Below are 19434 nucleotides of genomic sequence, written 5' to 3'. Positions count from 1 at the left end.
CGCCGCTCTCGCGGCGGCACGGCGAGCACCGTGCCGCGTGCGTGACAATGGAGGAATGTCCACGCCCACCACGCCCCTGCCCAGCGTTCCCCGCACTTCCAGCGTCCCCGGGACCACCGCCTCGCCGTTGCGGATCGGTCCGCACATCGTCGCGCCGCCCGTCGTGCTGGCGCCGATGGCCGGGATCACCAACGCGCCCTTCCGCACCCTGTGCCGGGAGTTCAGCGGGGGCAAGGGCCTGTTCGTGAGCGAGATGATCACGACGCGGGCGCTGGTCGAGCGCAACGAGAAGACCATGCAGCTGATCCACTTCGACGCGACCGAGAAGCCGCGCTCGATCCAGCTGTACGGCGTCGACCCGGCGACCGTCGGCAAGGCCGTCCGCATGATCGCGGAGGAGGACCTCGCCGACCACATCGACCTGAACTTCGGCTGCCCGGTCCCCAAGGTGACCCGCAAGGGCGGCGGCTCGGCCCTCCCGTACAAGCGCAACCTGTTCCGGGCGATCCTGCGCGAGGCCGTCGGCGGCGCCGGTGATCTGCCCGTCACCATCAAGATGCGCAAGGGCATCGACGACGACCACCTCACCTACCTCGACGCCGGCCGCATCGCCGTCGAGGAGGGCGTGAGCGCCGTCGCCCTGCACGGCCGCACCACCGCCCAGCACTACGGCGGCACCGCCGACTGGGAGGCCATCGCCCGTCTGAAGGAGCACGTCCCGGAGATCCCGGTGCTCGGCAACGGCGACATCTGGTCCGCCGAGGACGCGCTGCGCATGGTCCGCGAGACCGGCTGCGACGGCGTCGTGGTCGGGCGCGGGTGCCTGGGGCGTCCGTGGCTCTTCGCCGACCTGGTCGCCGCCTTCGAGGGCCGCACCGACGCCTTCGTACGGCCCACCCTGCGCGAGGTCGCCGACGTGATGGTGCGGCACGCCACGCTGCTCGGCGAGTGGATCGGTGACGAGGCGCGCGGAGTCATCGACTTCCGCAAGCACGTCGCCTGGTACCTCAAGGGCTTCGCGGTCGGCTCCGAGATGCGCAAGCGGCTCGCGATCACCTCCTCGCTGGAGGAGCTGCGCGCGGGCCTGGACGAGCTGGACCTCGACCAGCCCTGGCCCGCCGGCGCCGACGGCCCCCGCGGCCGTACCTCCGGCAACAACCGGGTGGTCCTGCCGGACGGCTGGCTGAAGGACCCCTACGACTGCGCGGGCGTCGGCGAGGAAGCGGAGCTGGACACCTCCGGCGGCTGACCGTTCACCCGTCCGGATGGTGAAATCCGGCGGTCTGTGGCAGCGTGATTCTCGCCACCTCTGATAGGGCTGGTGCTCAGATGAGCGAGTCACGGGCGGTTCTACTTCTCCAAAGGGTGGCACTGAGTGCCACGACGTGATCGTTCATCGACTGAACTCAAACGTGGAGAATGATGCTCGGATGAGCGTCATGTGCGGGGTGCGGGAGCCCGTCCGTTCAAGAGGTGAAGACAGGGTTCCCTGCTCGCTCGCCGTGCCGTGACTTTCAATCCGCTGGCGGACGAGTGGTTACAGCCTCATGACGCGTAAGTGGACGTACCCAGGTGCCTTTGATCTGGGTACATTCCTCGCCGTCAGGGCAGCCACCGCGTCCTCGAGGAGTCGAGACCCGTGTCGGAAAACAAAGAACCCCAGGTAGCCGAGCAGGGCACCGGCGTTGAAGGCGTGAAGTTCGTCTACGACTTCACCGAGGGCAACAAGGACCTCAAGGACCTCCTCGGCGGCAAGGGCGCCAACCTCGCCGAGATGACCAACCTGGGCCTTCCGGTCCCTCCCGGCTTCACCATCACCACCGAGGCGTGCAAGGTCTACCTCGACAGCGGCGAGGAGCCGGCGGCACTGCGTGACGAGGTGAGTGCGCACCTCGAGGCCCTCGAGACGAAGATGGGCAAGAAGCTCGGCCAGCCCGACGACCCCCTCCTCGTGTCGGTCCGCTCCGGCGCCAAGTTCTCCATGCCCGGCATGATGGACACCGTCCTCAACATCGGCCTCTCCGACAAGTCGGTGCAGGGCCTCGCCCGGCAGGCCGGCGACGACCGCTTCGCATGGGACTCCTACCGCCGCCTGATCCAGATGTTCGGCAAGACCGTCCTCGGCGTCGACGGCGACCTCTTCGAGGAGGCGCTGGAGGCGGCCAAGGCGGCCAAGAAGGTCACGGACGACACCGAGCTGGAGGCCGCCGACCTCAAGAAGCTCGTCACCAGGTTCAAGAAGATCGTCAAGACCGAGGCCGGCCGGGACTTCCCGCAGGACCCGCGCGAGCAGATGGACCTCGCCATCAAGGCGGTCTTCGACTCCTGGAACGGCGAGCGCGCCAAGCTCTACCGCCGCCAGGAGCGCATCCCGCACGACCTGGGCACCGCCGTCAACGTCTGCTCCATGGTCTTCGGCAACCTCGGCTCCGACTCCGGCACCGGCGTCGCCTTCACCCGCGACCCCGCCTCCGGCCACCAGGGCGTCTACGGCGACTACCTGCAGAACGCCCAGGGCGAGGACGTCGTCGCCGGCATCCGCAACACCGTGCCGCTCGCGGACCTGGAGCGCATCGACAAGAAGTCGTACGACCAGCTCATGCAGATCATGGAGACGCTGGAGAACCACTACCTGGACCTGTGCGACATCGAGTTCACGATCGAGCGCGGCCGGCTGTGGATGCTCCAGACCCGGGTCGGCAAGCGCACCGCGGGCGCGGCCTTCCGCATCGCCACCCAGCTCGTGGACCAGGGCCTGATCGACGAGGCCGAGGCGCTCACCCGCGTCAACGGCGCCCAGCTCGCCCAGCTGATGTTCCCCCGCTTCGACGAGAACGCCAAGGTCGAGCAGGTCGGCCGGGGCATCGCCGCCTCGCCGGGCGCGGCCGTCGGCAAGGCCGTCTTCGACTCGTACACCGCCGTCAAGTGGTCGCGGTCCGGTGAGAAGGTCATCCTCATCCGCCGCGAGACCAACCCGGACGACCTGGACGGCATGATCGCCGCCGAGGGCATCCTGACCTCGCGCGGCGGCAAGACCTCCCACGCGGCCGTCGTCGCGCGCGGCATGGGCAAGACCTGCGTCTGCGGCGCCGAGGAGCTGGAGGTCGACACCAAGCGCCGCCGCATGACCGTCCCCGGCGGGCACGTGGTGGAGGAGGGCGACGTCGTCTCCATCGACGGCTCCACCGGCAAGGTCTACCTCGGCGAGGTCCCCGTCGTCCCGTCCCCGGTCGTCGAGTACTTCGAGGGCCGCATGCACCCGGGCGCCGACGACGCCGACGAGCTGGTCGAGGCCGTGCACCGGATGATGGCCTTCGCCGACCGCAAGCGCCGGCTGCGGGTGCGCGCCAACGCCGACAACGCCGAGGACGCGCTGCGCGCCCGCCGCTTCGGCGCCCAGGGCATCGGCCTGTGCCGCACCGAGCACATGTTCCTCGGCGACCGGCGCGAGCTGGTCGAGCGGCTGATCCTGGCCGACACCGAGGCCGAGCGCGAGGAGTCCCTCGCGGCGCTGCTGCCGCTGCAGAAGCGGGACTTCGTCGAGCTGTTCGAGGCGATGGACGGCCTGCCGGTCACCGTCCGCCTGCTCGACCCGCCGCTGCACGAGTTCCTGCCCGACATCACCGAGCTGTCGGTCCGCGTCGCCCTCGCCGAGTCCCGGCAGGAGCCGCACGAGAACGAGCTGCGCCTGCTCCAGGCCGTGCACCGGCTGCACGAGCAGAACCCGATGCTGGGTCTGCGCGGCGTCCGCCTCGGACTGGTCATCCCCGGCCTGTTCACCATGCAGGTCCGCGCGATCGCCGAGGCCGCGGCCGAGCGCAAGGCCGCCAAGGGCGACCCGCGCGCCGAGATCATGATCCCGCTGGTGGGCACCGTCCAGGAGCTGGAGCTCGTCCGCGACGAGGCCGACCAGGTCATCGCCGAGGTCGAGGCGGCCACCGGCACCAAGCTCAGGCTGTCGATCGGCACCATGATCGAGCTGCCGCGCGCCGCGCTGACCGCCGGTCAGATCGCCGAGGCCGCCGAGTTCTTCTCCTTCGGCACCAACGACCTCACCCAGACCGTGTGGGGCTTCAGCCGCGACGACGTGGAGGCCAGCTTCTTCACGGCCTACCTGGAGAAGGGCATCTTCGGCGTCTCCCCGTTCGAGACGATCGACAAGGACGGCGTCGGCTCGCTGGTCGCCGCCGCCGCGAAGGCCGGCCGGGAGACCCGCCCCGACCTGAAGCTCGGCGTCTGCGGCGAGCACGGCGGAGACCCGGAGTCCGTCCACTTCTTCCACGAGGTGGGCCTGGACTACGTCTCCTGCTCCCCGTTCCGCATCCCGGTCGCCCGCCTGGAGGCCGGCCGCGCCGCGGTCACCTCGAAGGGCAGCGACCACCGCTGACCCCCCACGGGGCACGCGAGACCCCGGAGCCGCCGTCTGTCACCCGACCACCCTCACCGATCGGCGGCGGCTCCGGATCACGAAGAACGGGCGGCACCCTTGTGCGGGGGTGCCGCCCGTTCGTGTGCGCGCAGGCGGGGGGGAGCCGGCCCGCCCCAGCCCGTCTCAGCCCATCGAGGACAGCGTGAGCTCCGCCGCGGCCCAGAGGGCGACGAGCTGCACGCCGACCGCCCCCGCGGTCACCGCCACCGCCGTGCCGGCCGTCGTACGGCGCCGGGCGGTGCGGAAGACGAGCAGGGAGACCGCCGCGACGAGGACGACGAGTATCGCGGAGAGTGTCAAGGTGCCCCCAGGGGACGGGGCCGGCGGCGAGCCGGCCGGTGGTCTGCCGACGGCACACGGTGTCCGTCCGGCGGCACGTCCACCGAACCGGACGATCCCCGTGCCGTATCCGAGGACGCGTCCCGGTCGCCCGCGGTTGCCCGGCGGCTCAGCGCGTGGCGCGGCGCCTGCGCGACACCACCAGGAGGCCGCCGCCCGCGAGCGCGACCGCCGCGCCGCCCGCCGCGAGGTACATGGTGCTGTCGTCGCCACCGGTCTCGGCCAGGTCGGCGCTCTTCTCGGCGGCGGGCTTGTCCTCCGAGCGGCCCTGCTCCTCGGCGCCGCCGGCCTCCGTGCCGCCGCCGGCCTCCTTGTCGCCGTCCTTCTCCTTGCCGCCGGCCTCCTTGTCGTCGGCCGGCACGAAGCCCGCCGGCGGGTTGTCGCAGCCGACGCCGTCCTTGTCGCGGTCGAGGTGCGCGCCGTAGTGCGGGTCGCCCTTCTGGATGTTCTCGTACCCGGCGTTGTACGCCTCGGTGCAGTTCTTGAACGGGTGGGAGCCGTCGTGCGCCTGGGCGAGGGTCGGCAGGGCGGCCAGGGCCACCGCGGTGACGGCGACGGCGGCGGACTTGTGGAACAGCTTCATCGACATTCCCGGTGATGGTGTGGTGCGACTGGGTCGGAGGTGATGAAGCTAGTGACGTGACGGGGGTGTGGGGACGATATGGAGGTTCCGTGACGGGAACGTTATGTGCTCGGACGGTTGCGTTCCGTTTCCCGCCGCGGGACCGGCCGGCTCAGGCCGCCTTCACCTCGTACGTCGTCACCCGGACCGTCTCGTCGTCCAGGCACCGGCCGGTCGTCAGGTCGAAGCGCTGCTTGAGCAGGGGAGAGGCGACGTACGGGCGGCCCCGGTGGGTGCCGGTCAGACCGCGGGAGAGGACGGCCGCGCCGGTGAACGGGTCGCGGTTGTCGACGGCGTACAGCGCGCCGTGCCGGTCGCGGAACAGGGCCGCCTGGCCGCCGTCCGGCAGCAGGGCCGCCACGCCGCGGCCGGGGAGCAGGGCGGAGAGGTCGCAGGCCGTGAACCAGTCGTCCGCCAGCCGCAGCCGGACCTTCAGCCCGGTCGTCTCGGGTGCCAGGGTCATCGCCGGGTGCTTCCTTCCAGGAGGTCGTCTTCCGAGGGGCGTCGCAGGCCGATGCCGAGCAGCGGCAGGTCGGGCTTGATCTGGCCGCGCTCGGGCACGAAGCCCACGACCGGGTCGGGGGTGCCGGGCGCGTTGACGAAGGACACGAACCGGGCCAGCTTCTCCGGGTCGCTGATCGTCTCGGCCCACTCGTCGCGGTAGTGCGCGACGTGGGCCCGCATCAGGGACTCCAGCTCGTCGCAGATGCCGAGCGAGTCGTGCACGACCACGTCCCGTACGTGGTCCAGGCCGCCGGGGAGGCGCTCCAGCCAGGTGGAGGTGCGCTCCAGCTTGTCGGCGGTGCGGATGTAGAACATCAGGAACCGGTCGATCAGGCGGACCAGTTCGGCGTCGGAGAGGTCCTGCGCGAGCAGGTCCGCGTGGCGCGGGGTGGCGCCGCCGTTGCCGCCGACGTACAGGTTCCAGCCGCTGGACGTGGCGATCACGCCGAAGTCCTTGGACCGGGCCTCGGCGCACTCGCGGGCGCAGCCGGAGACCGCCGACTTGAGCTTGTGCGGGGACCTGAGCCCCCGGTAGCGCAGCTCCAGGTCGATCGCCATCCGCACCGAGTCCTGCACGCCGTAGCGGCACCAGGTCTGCCCCACGCAGGACTTCACCGTGCGCAGCGACTTGCCGTACGCGTGCCCGGACTCGAAGCCGGCGTCCACCAGCCGCGCCCAGATCAGCGGGAGCTGCTCGACGCGGGCGCCGAACATGTCGATGCGCTGACCGCCGGTGATCTTCGTGTAGAGCCCGAAGTCGCGGGCGATCTCGCCGATGACGATCAGTTTCTCCGGGGCGATCTCGCCGCCGGGGATGCGCGGGACGACGGAGTACGAGCCGTTCCTCTGCAGGTTGGCAAGGAAGTGGTCGTTGGTGTCCTGGAGGGCGGCCTGCTCGCCGTCCAGTACGTAGCCGCTGGCGCCGATGGCCGGGGCGAGGGAGGCGATGACCGAGCCGACCGCCGGCTTGCACACCTCGCAGCCCTCGCCGCCCCGGGCCTCCTCGCGCCCGTGCCGGTCCAGGAGCTCCCGGTAGGAGGTGATCCGCAGGGCGAGGACGATCTCGTACAGCTCCTCGCGGGTCTGCGCGAAGCAGCCGCACAGGCCCTTGTCGACCTCGACGCCGCTCGCCTCCAGCTCGGCGGTGACCAGTTGGCCCAGCACCTTCACGCAGGAGCCGCAGCCGGTGCCGGCCCTGGTGCACTTCTTCACCTCGGGCACGGTGGTGCAGGAGTGCTCCGTCACCGCGCCGCGGATCGTGCCCTTGGTGACGTTGTGGCAGGAGCAGACCACCGCGTCGTCGGGCAGCGCGGCCGGGCCGAGCCGGTCCGGCGCCCCCGCGCCCGCCGGCAGCACCAGGGACTCGGGGGAGACCGGCGGGACCGAGCCGGTGAACGCCCGCAGCGTGCCGTACGCCTCCGCGTCGCCGACCAGGACGCCGCCGAGCAGCGTGCCGTCGCGGGCGACGACCAGCTTCTTGTAGAGACCGGCGCGGGAGTCGGAGTAGACGACGTCCAGGCAGTCCTCGGCGGTGCCGTGCGCGTCGCCGAAGGACGCCACGTCCACGCCGAGCAGCTTCAGCTTGGTGGACAGGTCGGCGCCGGTGAAGGACGCCTCGTCGGCGGCGATCGTCGCGGCGGCCGTCTCGGCCTGCTCGTAACCGGGGGCCACCAGCCCGTACACCCGCCCGTCGGCGGCGAGCGCGCACTCGCCGATCGCGAAGACGCGCGGGTCGGTGCGCGTGCGGCACTGCTCGTCCACCGCGATGCCGCCGCGCTCGCCGACCGCCAGTCCGCAGTCGCGGGCCAGCTGGTCGCGGGGGCGGACGCCGGCGCTGAACACCACCAGGCCGGTGGCGATTTCGGAGCCGTCGGACAGCTTCATGCCGGTGACGGCGCCTGTCGCGTCGTCGACCACGATCTCCTGCGTGCCGACGCCCGTGTGGACCGACAGGCCCATGCCCTCGATGGTGCGCAGCAGCGCCGCGCCGCCGCCCTCGTCGACCTGCACGGGCATCAGGCGCGGCGCGAACTCGACGATGTGGGTGGTGAGTCCGAGGCCCTTGAGGGCGCCGGCCGCCTCCAGGCCGAGCAGTCCGCCGCCGACCACGGCGCCGGTCGTCGCCCTCCGGGCGTACTCCTCGATGGCGAGCAGGTCCTCGACGGTGCGGTAGACGAAGCAGCCGGTGGCGTCCTTGCCGGGCACCGGCGGGACGAAGGGGTAGGAGCCGGTGGCCAGGACCAGGACGTCGTAGCCGACGGACAGCCCCGAGCGGGCGGTCACCCGGCGGGCCTCCCGGTCGACGGCCACCGCCGGGTCGCCGACGTGCAGTTCGATGCCGTGCCGCTCGAGGAAGGCCGGGTCGGTCAGCGACAGGTCCTCGGGGGACCTCCCCGAGAAGTACGAGGTGAGCTGGACCCGGTCGTAGGCCGGGCGCGGCTCCTCGCACAGCACCACCACGCGGTGCGTGCCGGTCAGGCCGCGCTCGGCGAGCGCCTCCAGGAAACGCTGGCCGACCATGCCGTGGCCGACGAGGACGATGGTGGGGACGGGCCCCGGGTCGGTGGTCATCAGGAGCCTCCGTCAGAGGTGAGCAGGTGGAGCAGGGGGCCGCCGTCGGACGGGAGCGGCTCTGCTCCCTCCCAGGCGCGCGCCAGCGCGCCGACGGTGCCGAGTTCGCCGACCAGCACCCCGCCGACCAGCCGGTCGTCGCGGACGACGACCTTGCGGTAGGTGCCCCGGGTGGCGTCGGCGAGCTGCACGACGTCGTCGCCGGGGCGGGGGTCGGTCTCGCCGAACGCGGCGAGGTCGAAGGGGCTGTCCGGCCCGGTGAGGGTGAGCCGGGTCAGGGAGCGCGTGCCGGTGTAGCGGGCGGTGCGGTCGCCGGCCAGCAGCGCGGCCAGCGCGCCGGCCTGTTCGAGCGCGGGCGCGGCCAGCCCGTACACCGTGCCCGCGTGCTCGGCGCAGTCGCCGACGGCGTGGATGTGCGGGTCCGAGGTGCGCAGCTCGTCGTCGACGACCACGCCCCGGCCGACCTCCAGGCCCGCCGCCCGGGCGAGCCCGGTCCGGGGCCGGACCCCGCAGGCGAGGACGACCAGGTCGGTGCCGAGGGCGTACCCGTCGGCCAGCTCCACCGACCGCACCGCCCCGCCGGCGCTCCGTACGTCCCGCACCCGGCACTCGGTGTGCACCTCGACGCCGAGGGCCTCCAGATGGCGCCGGACGAGCGCGGAGGCCGCCGGGTCGAGCCGGCGTTCCATCAGCCGCTCGGACTGCTGGACGAGGACCACCTGCGCGCCGCGCACGGCCAGCGCGCGGGCGGCGGAGACGCCGAGCAGCCCGCCGCCGACGACGACCGCCCGCACGCCGGGCCGCACCGCCTCGGACAGCGCCAGGCAGTCGTCCATCGTCCGGAACGCGCGCACGCCCCCGGGCAGTTCGCGGTCCGGCGTGAACAGGCCGCGCAGCGGCGGCAGTACGGCGTTGGAGCCGGTGGCCAGGACCAGCGTCCCGTACGCGATCTCCGAGCCGTCGGCGCAGCGCACCGTCCGTCCGGCCCGGTCGATGCCGGTGACCCGGGCGCGGACCAGCTCCGCGGGCGCCGGCAGCGCGGTCACCTCGGGGCCGTACCGCCCGGCCAGCACCTCGGCGAGCAGCACCCGGTTGTACGGGCGGTGCTCCTCGTCGCCGACGACCAGCGCGGGCGTGCCGAGCTCACCGAGCCTGCGGGCGAGCGTCACCCCCGCCGGCCCGGCGCCGATCACCACCACACGCGCTCTCGAGGTCATGGCACCGAGCGTGCGACGCGGGTGTTACCCGACGGCATCCCCGCTGTTTCCCGCGGGGAACGCTGCCCTCAGCGGGGGCGGGGGAGGGGTGTGAGGCTCTTCCGGGGTTCTCGGGGAGGCGGACGGGCCGCCTCGGGAACCTCAGAAGACCCTCATCTCGATGGACGGCACATCCTTCCCCTCCCTAGGGTCGCGTCCATGCCCGACATATCGCTGACCGTGGTCGTCCTGCTGTGCCTCGCCGCCTTCGCGGCCGGGTGGATCGACGCCGTGGTCGGCGGCGGCGGGCTCCTGCTGCTGCCGGCCCTGCTGCTCGGCCTGCCCTCCGGCACCCCGGCCGCGCACGCCCTGGGCACCAACAAGGCGGTCGCCATCGTCGGCACCACGGGCGCGGCGGTGACGTACGCCCGCAAGGCGCCGGTGGACGTGCGCACCGCCGTACGCATCGGGCTCGCGGCCCTCGCCGGATCGTCCGGCGGGGCCTTCTTCGCCGCCGGGATGAGCACCGAGGTGCTCAAGCCGGTGATCATGGTGGTGCTGCTCGCCGTAGCGGCCTTCGTGATCCTGCGTCCCTCCTTCGGCACCGCCCCCGCCTCCGGCCCGGCCGGCCCCCGCCGGATCCTGGCCGCCATCGGCCTCGCGGGCCTCGGCATCGGCTTCTACGACGGCCTGATCGGCCCCGGCACCGGCACCTTCCTGGTCCTCGCGCTCACCGCCGTGCTGCACCTGGACCTGGTGACCGCCTCCGCCACCGCCAAGATCGTCAACTGCTGCACCAACGCGGGCGCCCTCGCCACCTTCGCCTGGCAGGGCGCGGTGCTGTGGCAACTGGCCGCGCTGATGGCGGTGTTCAACCTCGGCGGCGGCATGCTCGGCGCGCACACGGCCCTCAAGAAGGGCAGCGGCTTCGTCCGGATCGTCCTGCTGACGGTCGTCTTCGCCCTGGTGGCGAACCTGGCCTACGAGCAGTGGCTGGCGTAGCCGGGCGCAGTGCCCCCGGACGTCTCACCGGCCGCCGGTCAGGTGGGCGAAGACGACCACGTTCCCCTGGTAGCCGGTGCCGCGCGACCAGCCGCCGCCGCAGGTGATGACCCGCAGCTCGGGCCGGGCGGCCGCGCCGTACACCTTCTCGTCGGGGAAGTCCTTCGCGGCGTACACCTCGACCGCGTCCACCGTGAAGACGGCGACGCTCCCGTCGCGCCGGCCGACCTCGATCGCGGCGCCCTTCTCCAGCGCGCCGAGCCGGTAGAAGACGGCCGGTCCCTCGGCGTTGTCGACGTGCCCGGCGACGATCGCGGTGCCCCGCTCGCCGGGGGTGGTGCCGGCCTCGTACCAGCCGGCGAGGTTGTCGTCCTCGGCGGGCGGCACGTCCAGGCTGCCCGCCGGCGTCAGCCCGAGGCCCGTCAGGGGGGCGTCCACACCGATCGCCGGGATGCGGACGCGGACGGGCGGGGAGGGCGCCAGCGCCGGTGCGGCGGGCACCTCACCGCCCTGCCCGGCGCCGCTGCCGGTGCCGGGCCGAGCGGTCTGCGTGGCCTGCGAGGCCTGCGCGGGCGAGGGCTGCGGCGGGGCCTTCGGCCCGGTGCCGCCGGCCAGCAGCCACACCCCCGTGCACAGGGCGGCCGCCGTGACGGCCGCTATCGCGGTGTCGCCGATCCTGCGCATGACCTCCCCTTCTGCCTGGGGATTCCTCCCAGGGAAAACCCCCTGCCCCCTCCGGGCCGCGAGGGGCGTCGGACCCGGAGGGGGTGGGGAAGTGCGGTACCGGCGGACGGGCAGCGGAGGGTGCCCGTCAGATCCCGTCGCCTCTCGCCCGGCGATGCAGGAGCCAGGTACCGCCCGCGGCGGCGACGGCCAGAGCCGCCACACCGGCCGCGGTCTGCACGGGGTCGGGGCCGAGTGCGCCGCCGACCCCCGTCCTGACGCTTCCTCTGGGGTACACCTGCTCACGCGCGGAGGTCAGCGTGACCACCAGGTCCCCGGTCACCCGGCGGCCGCTCCCACCGCAGGTGGCGACGATCTCGTACGTCCCCGGCTGCGCGCCCGGCGGAACCTCGAACCGTCCGGCCACCTCGGCCCCGGACGCCTCCGGCGCCAGCGGGAAGCGGCCCGCGCCCACCGCGCCGGCGTCGCCCGCCGCCCCACCGTCCTCGCCGCACGACGCGGTGCTGACGGTCGCCACCTCGCCCGGCACGACCGGGGAGGGGCGCACCTCCAGTCCGCCGCCGGCCGCGGCCTCCCCGGCGTACGCGGGACCCGCGGCGGCGAGACCCGCGGCCGCGACGGCCAGCGCGGTACCGGTCAGCAGGCGGGCGGTGCGTCGCATCGGTGCTCCTTCGAGCTCTCGGTTGCCCCAGCCCTACCGAGGAAACTGGCACCGGACGCGGCCCGCTCCCCGAGCGGGCGCCCGCCTGTGGGACGAACGGGTGTCACCGACGTGCCCCGGCCCCTCCGACGGCACCACGTCTCCGCAGGTCACAGGTGGGGTACGGCCCGGCGGCGGAGGTGATCCGGAAGGGTGCCCGGCGCGCGGGTGAACGGGTGACCGGAGCCCGCGGACCCGGCGGCGGCCCGCGCTACGGCGCCTTTGCCGGTGCCTTCGCCTCCGCCGGCGCGTCCCTGGGCCCCGCCGGCTCCACCCGTACCGCGCACACCTTGAACTCCGGCATCCGCGAGGCCGGGTCCAGCGCCGGGTTGGTCAGGGTGTTGGCGCGGCCCTCACCGGGCCAGTGGAAGGGCATGAACACCGTGTCGGGGCGGATAGCGGTGGTGATGCGGGCCGGGGCCACGGCGCGTCCGCGCCGGGAGACGACGGCCAGCGGGTCGCCCTCGGCCGCCCCGAGCCGCGCCGCGAGCCTCGGATGCAGCTCCACGAAGGGGCCGGGCGCGGCGGCGTTCAGCTCGTCCACGCGCCGGGTCTGCGCGCCGGACTGGTACTGCGCCACGACCCGCCCCGTGGTCAGCAGCACGGGGTACTCGTCGTCGGGTTCCTCGGCGCTCGGGCGGTGCGTGACGGGGACGAAGCGGGCCCGGCCGTCGTCGGTGGCGAACCGGTCCAGGAAGAGGCGCGGGGTGCCCGGGTGGGGGGCGCCGCCGTCCGCGGGCGCCGGGCACGGCCAGAACACCCCGTTCTCCTCCGCCAGCCGCCGGTAGCCGATCCCCGAGTAGTCCGCGGGCCCGCCCGCGCTCGCCCGGCGCAGCTCCTCGAAGACCTCCTCCGGATCGGTCGGGAACCCCTTCTCCAGCACCCCCGCCGGCCCCTTCTCCGCCCCGAGCCGCCCGGCCAGCCCGTGCAGCACCTCCAGGTCGCTGCGCACCCCCGGCGGCGGTGCGACCGCGCGCCGCCGCAGCAGCACCCGCCCCTCCAGACTGGTCGTGGTGCCCGTCTCCTCCGCCCACTGCGTCACCGGCAGCACGACGTCCGCCAGCGCCGCCGTCTCGGAGAGCACCACGTCGCACACGGCCAGGAGGTCCAGCGACCGCAGCCGCTCCTCGACGTGCGCCGCGCGCGGCGCCGACACCACCGGATTGGAGCCCATCACCAGCAGCGACCTGATGTCCGTGCCCAGCGCGTCCAGCAGCTCGTACGCGCTGCGCCCCGGCCCCGGCAGCGAGTCGGGGTCCACGCCCCACACCCCGGCGACATGCCGCCGCGCCGCCGGGTCGGTCAGCTTGCGGTAGCCCGGCAACTGGTCGGCCTTCTGCCCGTGTTCGCGCCCGCCCTGCCCGTTGCCCTGCCCGGTCAGACAGCCGTACCCGGACAGGGGACGCCCGGCCCGCCCGGTCGCCAGGCACAGGTTGATCCAGGCGCCCACCGTGTCCGTGCCCTTGGCCTGCTGCTCGGGCCCGCGCGCGGTCAGCACCATCGCCGCCTCGGGCGCGCAGAACATCCGCACCGCCTCCCGGAGTTCGGGAACGGACACCCCCGTGATCCGCTCCACGTACTCCGGCCAGTGCGCCATCGCCGCCGCCCGCGCCCCCTCCCAGCCCGTCGTGCGCTCCTCGACGTAGGCCTCGTCCACCCGCCCCTCGGCGACGACCAGGTGCAGCATGCCCAGCGCGAGCGCCAGGTCGGTGCCCGGCCTCGGCGCCAGGTGCAGGTCGGCCTGTTCCGCCGTCCTGGTCCGCCGCGGGTCGACGACGATCAGCGTGCCGCCGTTCTCGCGCAGTTCGGTGAAGTACCGCAGCGACGGCGGCATCGTCTCCGCCGGGTTCGACCCGACGAGGATCACGCACCCGGTCCTCGGGATGTCCTCCAGCGGGAACGGCAGCCCCCGGTCCAACCCGAACGCCCGCGTGCCGGCCGCCGCCGCCGAGGACATGCAGAACCGGCCGTTGTAGTCGATCTGCGAGGTCCCCAGCACCACCCGGGCGAACTTGCCCAGCGCGTACGCCTTCTCGTTGGTCAGCCCGCCCCCGCCGAACACGCCGACCGCGTCCGCCCCGTACTCCTCCCGCGTCCGCGCCAGGGCCGAGGCGATCCGGTCCAGCGCCTCGTCCCACGAGGCCGGCACCAGCGCGCCGCCGCCGTCCCGGACCAGCGGCGAGGTCAGCCGCACGCGCGAGGACAGCACCGCCGGCGCCGTACGGCCCTTGGCGCACAGCGCGCCCCGGTTCACCGGGAAGTCCGCGCGCTCGGTCACCTCGACGCTCCCGTCGGCGGCGGGCGTCAGATTCATCCCGCACTGCAGCGCGCAGTACGGACAGTGCGTGGGCGTGGCGGTGTTCTGCATGCCGCCCAGCGTGCGACGCCCGTGTTACACGCCCGGTCGGCCGTTCGTTACGCCGCCGGGACGGAGACCTCCCCGCCGTCCTCCGCCCGCCGTGAGGACCGTGGCACCGGTCAGCGCGCACCGGCCAGGGCACGCTCCACCCCGGGCTCCCGCGGCCCGAGGAAGCGCGGGTCCGGCTCGAGAACCGCGTCCAGCGCCGCCTTGCCCGCCGCGAGGATCTCCCGCGCGCCCCCGTAGTACCAGGTGAGGTCGTGCCGGTCGTCGACCCCGACGCCGTACGACGCCACGCCCGCCTCCTGGCACAGCGCCACCGCCCGCCGGATGTGGAAGCCCTGGCTGATCAGCACCGCCCGGTCCACGCCGAAGATCCTCTTCGCGCGCACGCAGGAGTCCCAGGTGTCGAACCCCGCGTAGTCGCTGACGATCCGCCCGTCGGGCACCCCGTGCCGGACCAGGTACGCCCGCATGGCGTCCGGCTCGTCGTACTCCTCGCGGCCGTTGTCCCCGGTGACGAGGACGACCTCGACCCGGCCCGCACGGTACAGGCCGGCCGCCGCGTCCAGCCGGCGGGCGAGGTACGGCGACGGCTCCCCGTCCCGCAGCCCCGCGCCGAACACGACCGCCACCTCGGTACGGGGCACGTCGGCGGCGGTGCGCAGCCGGTCGCCCGTCACGACGTACGTCCATGTCATCGGCAGCAGCGCCAGCACGCACCCGGCCGTCACCGCCTGCACCAGCCGCCGCTGCCCCTTCCGGGTGCGCGGAAGGCGCGGTCCGCGAGGTCTCCAGCGGCGCATCGGTATCGGTCCCCTCCCGGTCGGTTCCCCACCCCCAGGGACGCCCGGGCGCGCCGCCCGGTTCACCGACCGCTCACACGCGCTGTCCGGCGCCGCGTGGACCGCCGGAAAACACCCGTGACATCCACGCAACGGCTAGGCAACGTCCGGCCGCCACCCTCGGTGCATGACGAGGACACTCATGGGCAGGACGACGAGCGCGACGGCCCCCGGCGGCACCCCCGCCCTGGTCGTCGTCGCCCACGGCAGCCGCGATCCGCGCGCGCTGCGCACCGTGTGCGCGCTCCTCGACCGGGTCCGCGCCCTGCGCCCCGCCCTTCCGGTGCACCTCGGGCACATCGAGCTGAACGTCCCCCTGCTGCCCGACACGCTGGCCGCGCTCGGCGACGGGGCGGCCGTCCTGGTCCCCCTCCTGCTCGGCCGCGGCCATCACGTGGAGCGGGACATCCCCGAGGCGGCCGCGGCCTTTCCGGCCCGCACCCGCGTCGCCGCGCCGCTGGGCCCGCACCCCCTGCTCGTGGACGCCCTCCACGCCCGCCTCACCGAGGCCGGCTGGCCCGCCCGCGCCCCCCGGGACGGCGCCGTCGTCCTCGCCTCCGCGGGCTCCCGCGCCCCGGCCTCCCGCGCCGGCACGGCCCGCACCGCCGCCCTCCTCGCCGCCCGCCTCGGCGTCCCGGTCGTCCCCGCGTACGCCTCGGCCGCCGCGCCCACGGTTCCGGAGGCCGTCCGCGCCCTGACCGCCCGGGGCCACCGCCGCATCGCCGTCTCCTCCTGCTTCACGGCCCCGGGCCGCTTCGCCACGGAGTGCGCGGCGGCGGCCCCGTGGATCACCTCCGCCCCCCTGGGCACCCACCCGGCCATGGCCCGCCTGCTCCTGCACCGCTACGACGAGGCCGTCTCGGCTTCGAGGGACCTGCGCGTGGCGGGTCCGTAGACGCCCGGCAGATCGGCGTCGATGTGCCACAGCCACTGGTAGTACTGCACGGACGAGGCGACCTCGGCGGTGTACACGCCGTCGAAGGCACCGTGGTACAGGCCGAGCCGGGCCAGCCGCCTCTGCACCTCGCTCACCTGGGGGCCCCGGCTGCCGGTCGACAGCACCGGTGCTTCCGCGGGCGGTGAGGGGCGCTTCGCCGGCGGCGCGCTGCTCGGGGAGGCCGGCGGTGTGCGCTCGGCGCGGGGTGTCCCGCCGGGACGCGGTGCGCGCGTGCGCGTTCCGGCCGCGTTCCGGGCGGGGGCCGCCGACGCGGACGGGCTCGGGGACGTCGACGCGGAGGGGGCTGGGGGCGCCGACGTGGACGGGCCGGAGGGAACGACCGGTGCGGACGTCGGCGACGTACCGGCCGGGGGCGGGGAGTCCGGGGCCGCCCGCAGGTCGACCGTCGTGGCGGGCCGGTCGTCGGGCGACGCGGAGGAGAGCAGGTGGAAGAGGACCGCCGAGGCGAGGCCGATGGCACCGGTGCACGCGAGGAGGCGGCCCAGCGGTCTCCGCGGCCGGCGGTGACCGGCCGTGCCGGAACCGGCTGACGTGCCGGAACCGGCTGACGTCCCGGACCGTCCGGATTCCGGGCGCGGGCGGGAATCGCTGAAGAGGTTCAGGACCTCCAGTTCGATCGTGTCCTCCGCGTCCGGTGACGAGATGTGCCCGAAAACGGGATTCCCCGGAAGCAGGCCGGTCGCCCCGCGGGGTTTCACGGCCGGGTGCTCCTGCCGGTCGGACGACGGGCCGTGCCGGGAGGTCATCGGCCCTTTCCTCCGGGCGCCTCAAGCATGGGATTCATCCTTCTGCGGAAAAGTGGGAATTCTGTGGCGCTTCTGCGGATGATTCGTGAACCGGGGCAGCGGGCGTGCGCTGCCCCGGCTCAGCCGTTCACGTGTCCCGGGACGTCACGCACGACGACGGCGTCGGGAGAGGGCGAACAGCACGGCGCCCAGGGCGAGGACGACACCCGCCACCGCCGCGACCAGGGCGGCCGGGCCGGCGCCGGTGGTCGCCAGCAGGCCGGTGTCCTCGCTCGGGGCCGAGGACGGCTCGGACGGCTCGGGGGCCGGCTGCGCGGCGGACTCGGACGGCTGGTCCGTGGTCGCGGGCCGCGACGGAGAGGCGGGCTGCGACGGGTTCGCGGAGTCGCCCGGCTCTTCCGGCTTCGCGGGCTGCTCCGGCTGCTCCGGCTGCCCGGGCTCGGCCGGCTTCGTGGGCTCTTCCGGCTTCGTGGGCTCCCCGGTCCTGCACGCGAAGGCCGGCGTGCCGGTCCACGGGTAGTTGTGGCTCTCGTTGCCGGAGCCGTGGGTCCGTACGTCCTTGCCGATGTACAGACGCCCGTTGGTGCTCGCGGTGATGTCCGCGGACGCCTCGGGGGCGAGGATCGAGCCCATGAAGTTCCCGCCGCCTCCGAGGGTGAGCGAGGTGACGTCCTCGAAGTTGTACAGGATGCGCGAAGCCGCCTCCCCGAACTTCGAGGAGCTGTACAGGTCGGCCTGCTCGCCGTCGAAGCCCACGGACAGCGGGTTGATCCGCACCGGCTGGGAGCCGGTCACGTTGACGACGACGGGTGAACCGTCCGGGATCGACTTGAACGAGTACGACGAGGTGCCGTCGAGGTCGGCCGCGGAGATCTCGAAGACCTGCAGGCCGTCCTTGCCCGCCCCCGTGAAGGTGACCGACCCGCCTTCGCGCTTCGCGGTCCCCGTGGGCTTCAGCGCGCCGAGGCCGGCCGACTCCTTCTTGAGGGTCCCGCCGAACGAGGCGTAGGCACCGAGGGCCTCCTTCGCCCCCTTGCCGGTGGTGAGGGAGCCGCCGTTCGTCGTCAGCTCCCCCTCACCCGTCTGCTCGCCCCCCACCCGGACGGAACCGCCGTAGCCCGGTCCGGAGACGAGGCCGTGCCCGACGTCGACCGTGGTCCCCTCGGCGATCGCCAGGCCGCCGCCCACGGCGAGCATCACCTCGCCGGCGGCGGGCAGGATGCCGGAACCGGCTCCGGCCCGGCCGACGTTGAAGACGCCGCCCTTGTCGAACTTCGCGTCGCCGCGGACGACGAGCAGTCCCTCGGCCTCCGCGGTGCCGCCGTCGGCGGTGTAGTCGCCGCCGGCGTAGACGGCGACGTTGTTGTCGGTGAAACGCGGGGTGTTACCGATGCCCGGGGTGGAGCCGGGAACAGGACAGGAAGCCGAACGGTCCGCGGCGACCGCGGGGCCGGCGGCGAATGCGCCTCCGCACCCGAGTATTCCGAGAGAAAGGGCCAGGGTGGCCACGGTTCTGATTCTGGGGATCGTTATTTCTCGCTTGCGCACACCGCCGGACTTTAGCAGCGGAACGGAGGGGTGGAATGCGGGCGCGGAGGCATTCTCCCGAGGGCTGCGAAGAGAATTGGCTAAGGCTGTTCAATGCCTCCGTTAAGCGAGTGTTAAGGAAAAACGCAGGGGCTTTCCCGCCCGCTTCGGAGGCGGCGTTCCGGGAGGTGCGCGGGGTGTCGCGGGCGTGCGGCCCGCCCGGCCGCGTCCGGCCGGGACCGAGGCTCGTTTAACGGTGCCGAGTCCGGATCGTTACGGGGGGTGCGGCGGCGGACCGGTGCGACCGTCCCCCGGCGGGAGCGGTCACTGCTCCTCGATCTCGACCAGGGGAGGGTGCTGGTGCCAGGAGCAGAAGACCGCGATCTCCCGGTCGTCCTTCACGAAGGAGACCCGGATCCACTGGGGGTGCTTCCACACCTGCATCCGCCAGCCCGGATGGGGGACCGCCGAGACGAGTTCGGCGTGGTCCTCCCTCATGTCGAAGGTGACCCGGCCGCCGTCGACGGTGTAACCCTTGGTGTTCGACCCCGCCCCGGCGGACGGCTCGGGGGCCGAGGCCGTGGCCGCGTCGGCGGGAGCGTCGGCGGGTGCGGTGCTGGGCGGGGGAGCGGACGGGGTGCCGGGCGAGGGCTTCTCCGTCGTGTCGTGACCGCCGTCACCGGCCGGCTCCTGCCGGGCGGGCCGGGCGGGCCGGGCGGACGGTCCCGGGCCGTCGCCGAGTGCGGCCGCCGGTGCCTCGCCGGCCTGCTGCCCGGTGTCCGGGAGGGCGGGCGGGCGGGTGTAGGAGGCGGGCTCCAGCACCGTGTGGACACCCCACCAGGACAGCGTCCCCGCCGCCGCGGTGGACAGCGTCCAGGCAATGCCGTTCTTCAGTACTCGTCGCATCGTTTCCAAGTCGTGCCGGGTCCGCTTCGCCCAGGGGGTTCCGAGC

The 19434-nt window shown here is 73.8% G+C and carries 16 protein-coding genes; 4 read left to right on the top strand and 12 right to left on the bottom strand.

Going from position 1 to position 19434, the window contains the following annotated elements:
• Positions 1–55: 55 nt before the first annotated feature.
• Entirely contained in the window at positions 56–1249 is a 1194-nt protein-coding gene (dusB, locus tag ACFYOJ_RS18640) for a tRNA dihydrouridine synthase DusB (RefSeq protein WP_388597303.1), read from the top strand.
• 390 nt (positions 1250–1639) lie between these two features.
• A complete protein-coding gene (gene ppdK, locus ACFYOJ_RS18635; RefSeq protein ID WP_356556727.1) occupies positions 1640–4387 on the top strand; it encodes a pyruvate, phosphate dikinase in 2748 nt (915 codons plus the stop codon).
• A 165-nt stretch (positions 4388–4552) separates the two neighbouring features.
• Here ppdK and ACFYOJ_RS18630 read toward each other — a convergent pair whose 3' ends face one another.
• From ACFYOJ_RS18630 to ACFYOJ_RS18610, 5 genes are all read right to left on the bottom strand, one after another.
• Entirely contained in the window at positions 4553–4729 is a 177-nt protein-coding gene (locus ACFYOJ_RS18630) for a hypothetical protein (RefSeq protein WP_356556728.1), read from the bottom strand.
• A gap of 148 nt (positions 4730–4877) precedes the next feature.
• Positions 4878–5351: an excalibur calcium-binding domain-containing protein gene (locus ACFYOJ_RS18625; RefSeq protein WP_356556750.1), complete on the bottom strand. Its 474-nt coding sequence runs from the start codon at positions 5349–5351 to the stop codon at positions 4878–4880.
• A gap of 151 nt (positions 5352–5502) precedes the next feature.
• Positions 5503–5853 carry a nitrite reductase small subunit NirD gene (gene nirD / locus ACFYOJ_RS18620; RefSeq protein ID WP_356556729.1) on the bottom strand — a complete coding sequence of 117 codons (351 nt, stop codon included), beginning with the start codon at positions 5851–5853 and terminating at the stop codon, positions 5503–5505.
• Positions 5850–8465, bottom strand: a complete 2616-nt coding sequence (gene nirB / locus ACFYOJ_RS18615) for a nitrite reductase large subunit NirB (protein ID WP_356556730.1) — start codon at positions 8463–8465, stop codon at positions 5850–5852. The genes nirD and nirB overlap by 4 nt, the downstream gene beginning before the upstream one ends.
• Positions 8465–9682 carry an FAD-dependent oxidoreductase gene (locus ACFYOJ_RS18610; protein ID WP_356556731.1) on the bottom strand — a complete coding sequence of 406 codons (1218 nt, stop codon included), beginning with the start codon at positions 9680–9682 and terminating at the stop codon, positions 8465–8467. Before ACFYOJ_RS18610 ends, nirB begins: the two co-directional genes overlap by 1 nt.
• Before the next feature lie 198 nt (positions 9683–9880).
• Between ACFYOJ_RS18610 and ACFYOJ_RS18605 the strand changes: the two genes are divergently transcribed.
• The gene (locus tag ACFYOJ_RS18605; RefSeq protein ID WP_356556732.1) at positions 9881–10663 is read left to right on the top strand and encodes a TSUP family transporter; all 783 of its coding nucleotides are present in this window, start codon (positions 9881–9883) and stop codon (positions 10661–10663) included.
• 24 nt (positions 10664–10687) lie between these two features.
• Here ACFYOJ_RS18605 and ACFYOJ_RS18600 read toward each other — a convergent pair whose 3' ends face one another.
• The 4 genes from ACFYOJ_RS18600 to ACFYOJ_RS18585 all read right to left on the bottom strand — a co-directional run bounded on the left by ACFYOJ_RS18600 (position 10688) and on the right by ACFYOJ_RS18585 (position 15212).
• The gene (locus tag ACFYOJ_RS18600) at positions 10688–11347 is read right to left on the bottom strand and encodes a class F sortase (RefSeq protein WP_356556733.1); all 660 of its coding nucleotides are present in this window, start codon (positions 11345–11347) and stop codon (positions 10688–10690) included.
• Positions 11348–11474: 127 nt separating this feature from the next.
• Positions 11475–12008 (bottom strand): hypothetical protein, encoded by a 534-nt coding sequence (locus ACFYOJ_RS18595; protein WP_356556734.1) that lies wholly within the window; start codon positions 12006–12008, stop codon positions 11475–11477.
• A gap of 250 nt (positions 12009–12258) precedes the next feature.
• Positions 12259–14415: a molybdopterin oxidoreductase family protein gene (locus ACFYOJ_RS18590; RefSeq protein ID WP_356556735.1), complete on the bottom strand. Its 2157-nt coding sequence runs from the start codon at positions 14413–14415 to the stop codon at positions 12259–12261.
• 110 nt (positions 14416–14525) lie between these two features.
• Complete coding sequence (locus tag ACFYOJ_RS18585) at positions 14526–15212, bottom strand: ElyC/SanA/YdcF family protein (protein ID WP_356556736.1); 687 nt, start codon at positions 15210–15212, stop codon at positions 14526–14528.
• A 166-nt stretch (positions 15213–15378) separates the two neighbouring features.
• Between ACFYOJ_RS18585 and ACFYOJ_RS18580 the strand changes: the two genes are divergently transcribed.
• Positions 15379–16146 carry a CbiX/SirB N-terminal domain-containing protein gene (locus ACFYOJ_RS18580; RefSeq protein ID WP_356556737.1) on the top strand — a complete coding sequence of 256 codons (768 nt, stop codon included), beginning with the start codon at positions 15379–15381 and terminating at the stop codon, positions 16144–16146.
• Here ACFYOJ_RS18580 and ACFYOJ_RS18575 read toward each other — a convergent pair.
• From ACFYOJ_RS18575 to ACFYOJ_RS18565, 3 genes are all read right to left on the bottom strand, one after another.
• On the bottom strand, positions 16095–16955 hold the full coding sequence (locus ACFYOJ_RS18575) for a peptidoglycan-binding domain-containing protein (RefSeq protein WP_356556738.1): 861 nt from the start codon (positions 16953–16955) through the stop codon (positions 16095–16097). The two genes, ACFYOJ_RS18580 and ACFYOJ_RS18575, sit on opposite strands and share 52 nt — an antisense overlap.
• A 144-nt stretch (positions 16956–17099) precedes the next feature.
• On the bottom strand, positions 17100–18464 hold the full coding sequence (locus ACFYOJ_RS18570) for a choice-of-anchor A family protein (protein WP_356556739.1): 1365 nt from the start codon (positions 18462–18464) through the stop codon (positions 17100–17102).
• A 342-nt stretch (positions 18465–18806) separates the two neighbouring features.
• On the bottom strand, positions 18807–19388 hold the full coding sequence (locus ACFYOJ_RS18565; protein ID WP_356556740.1) for a hypothetical protein: 582 nt from the start codon (positions 19386–19388) through the stop codon (positions 18807–18809).
• Positions 19389–19434: the final 46 nt, after the last annotated feature.

Source organism: Streptomyces sp. NPDC006384, assembly GCF_042870695.1.
Lineage (GTDB): Bacteria > Actinomycetota > Actinomycetes > Streptomycetales > Streptomycetaceae > Streptomyces.
Note: the sequence above shows the minus strand (reverse complement) of the source record. Positions and strands in the feature narration are given on the sequence as shown.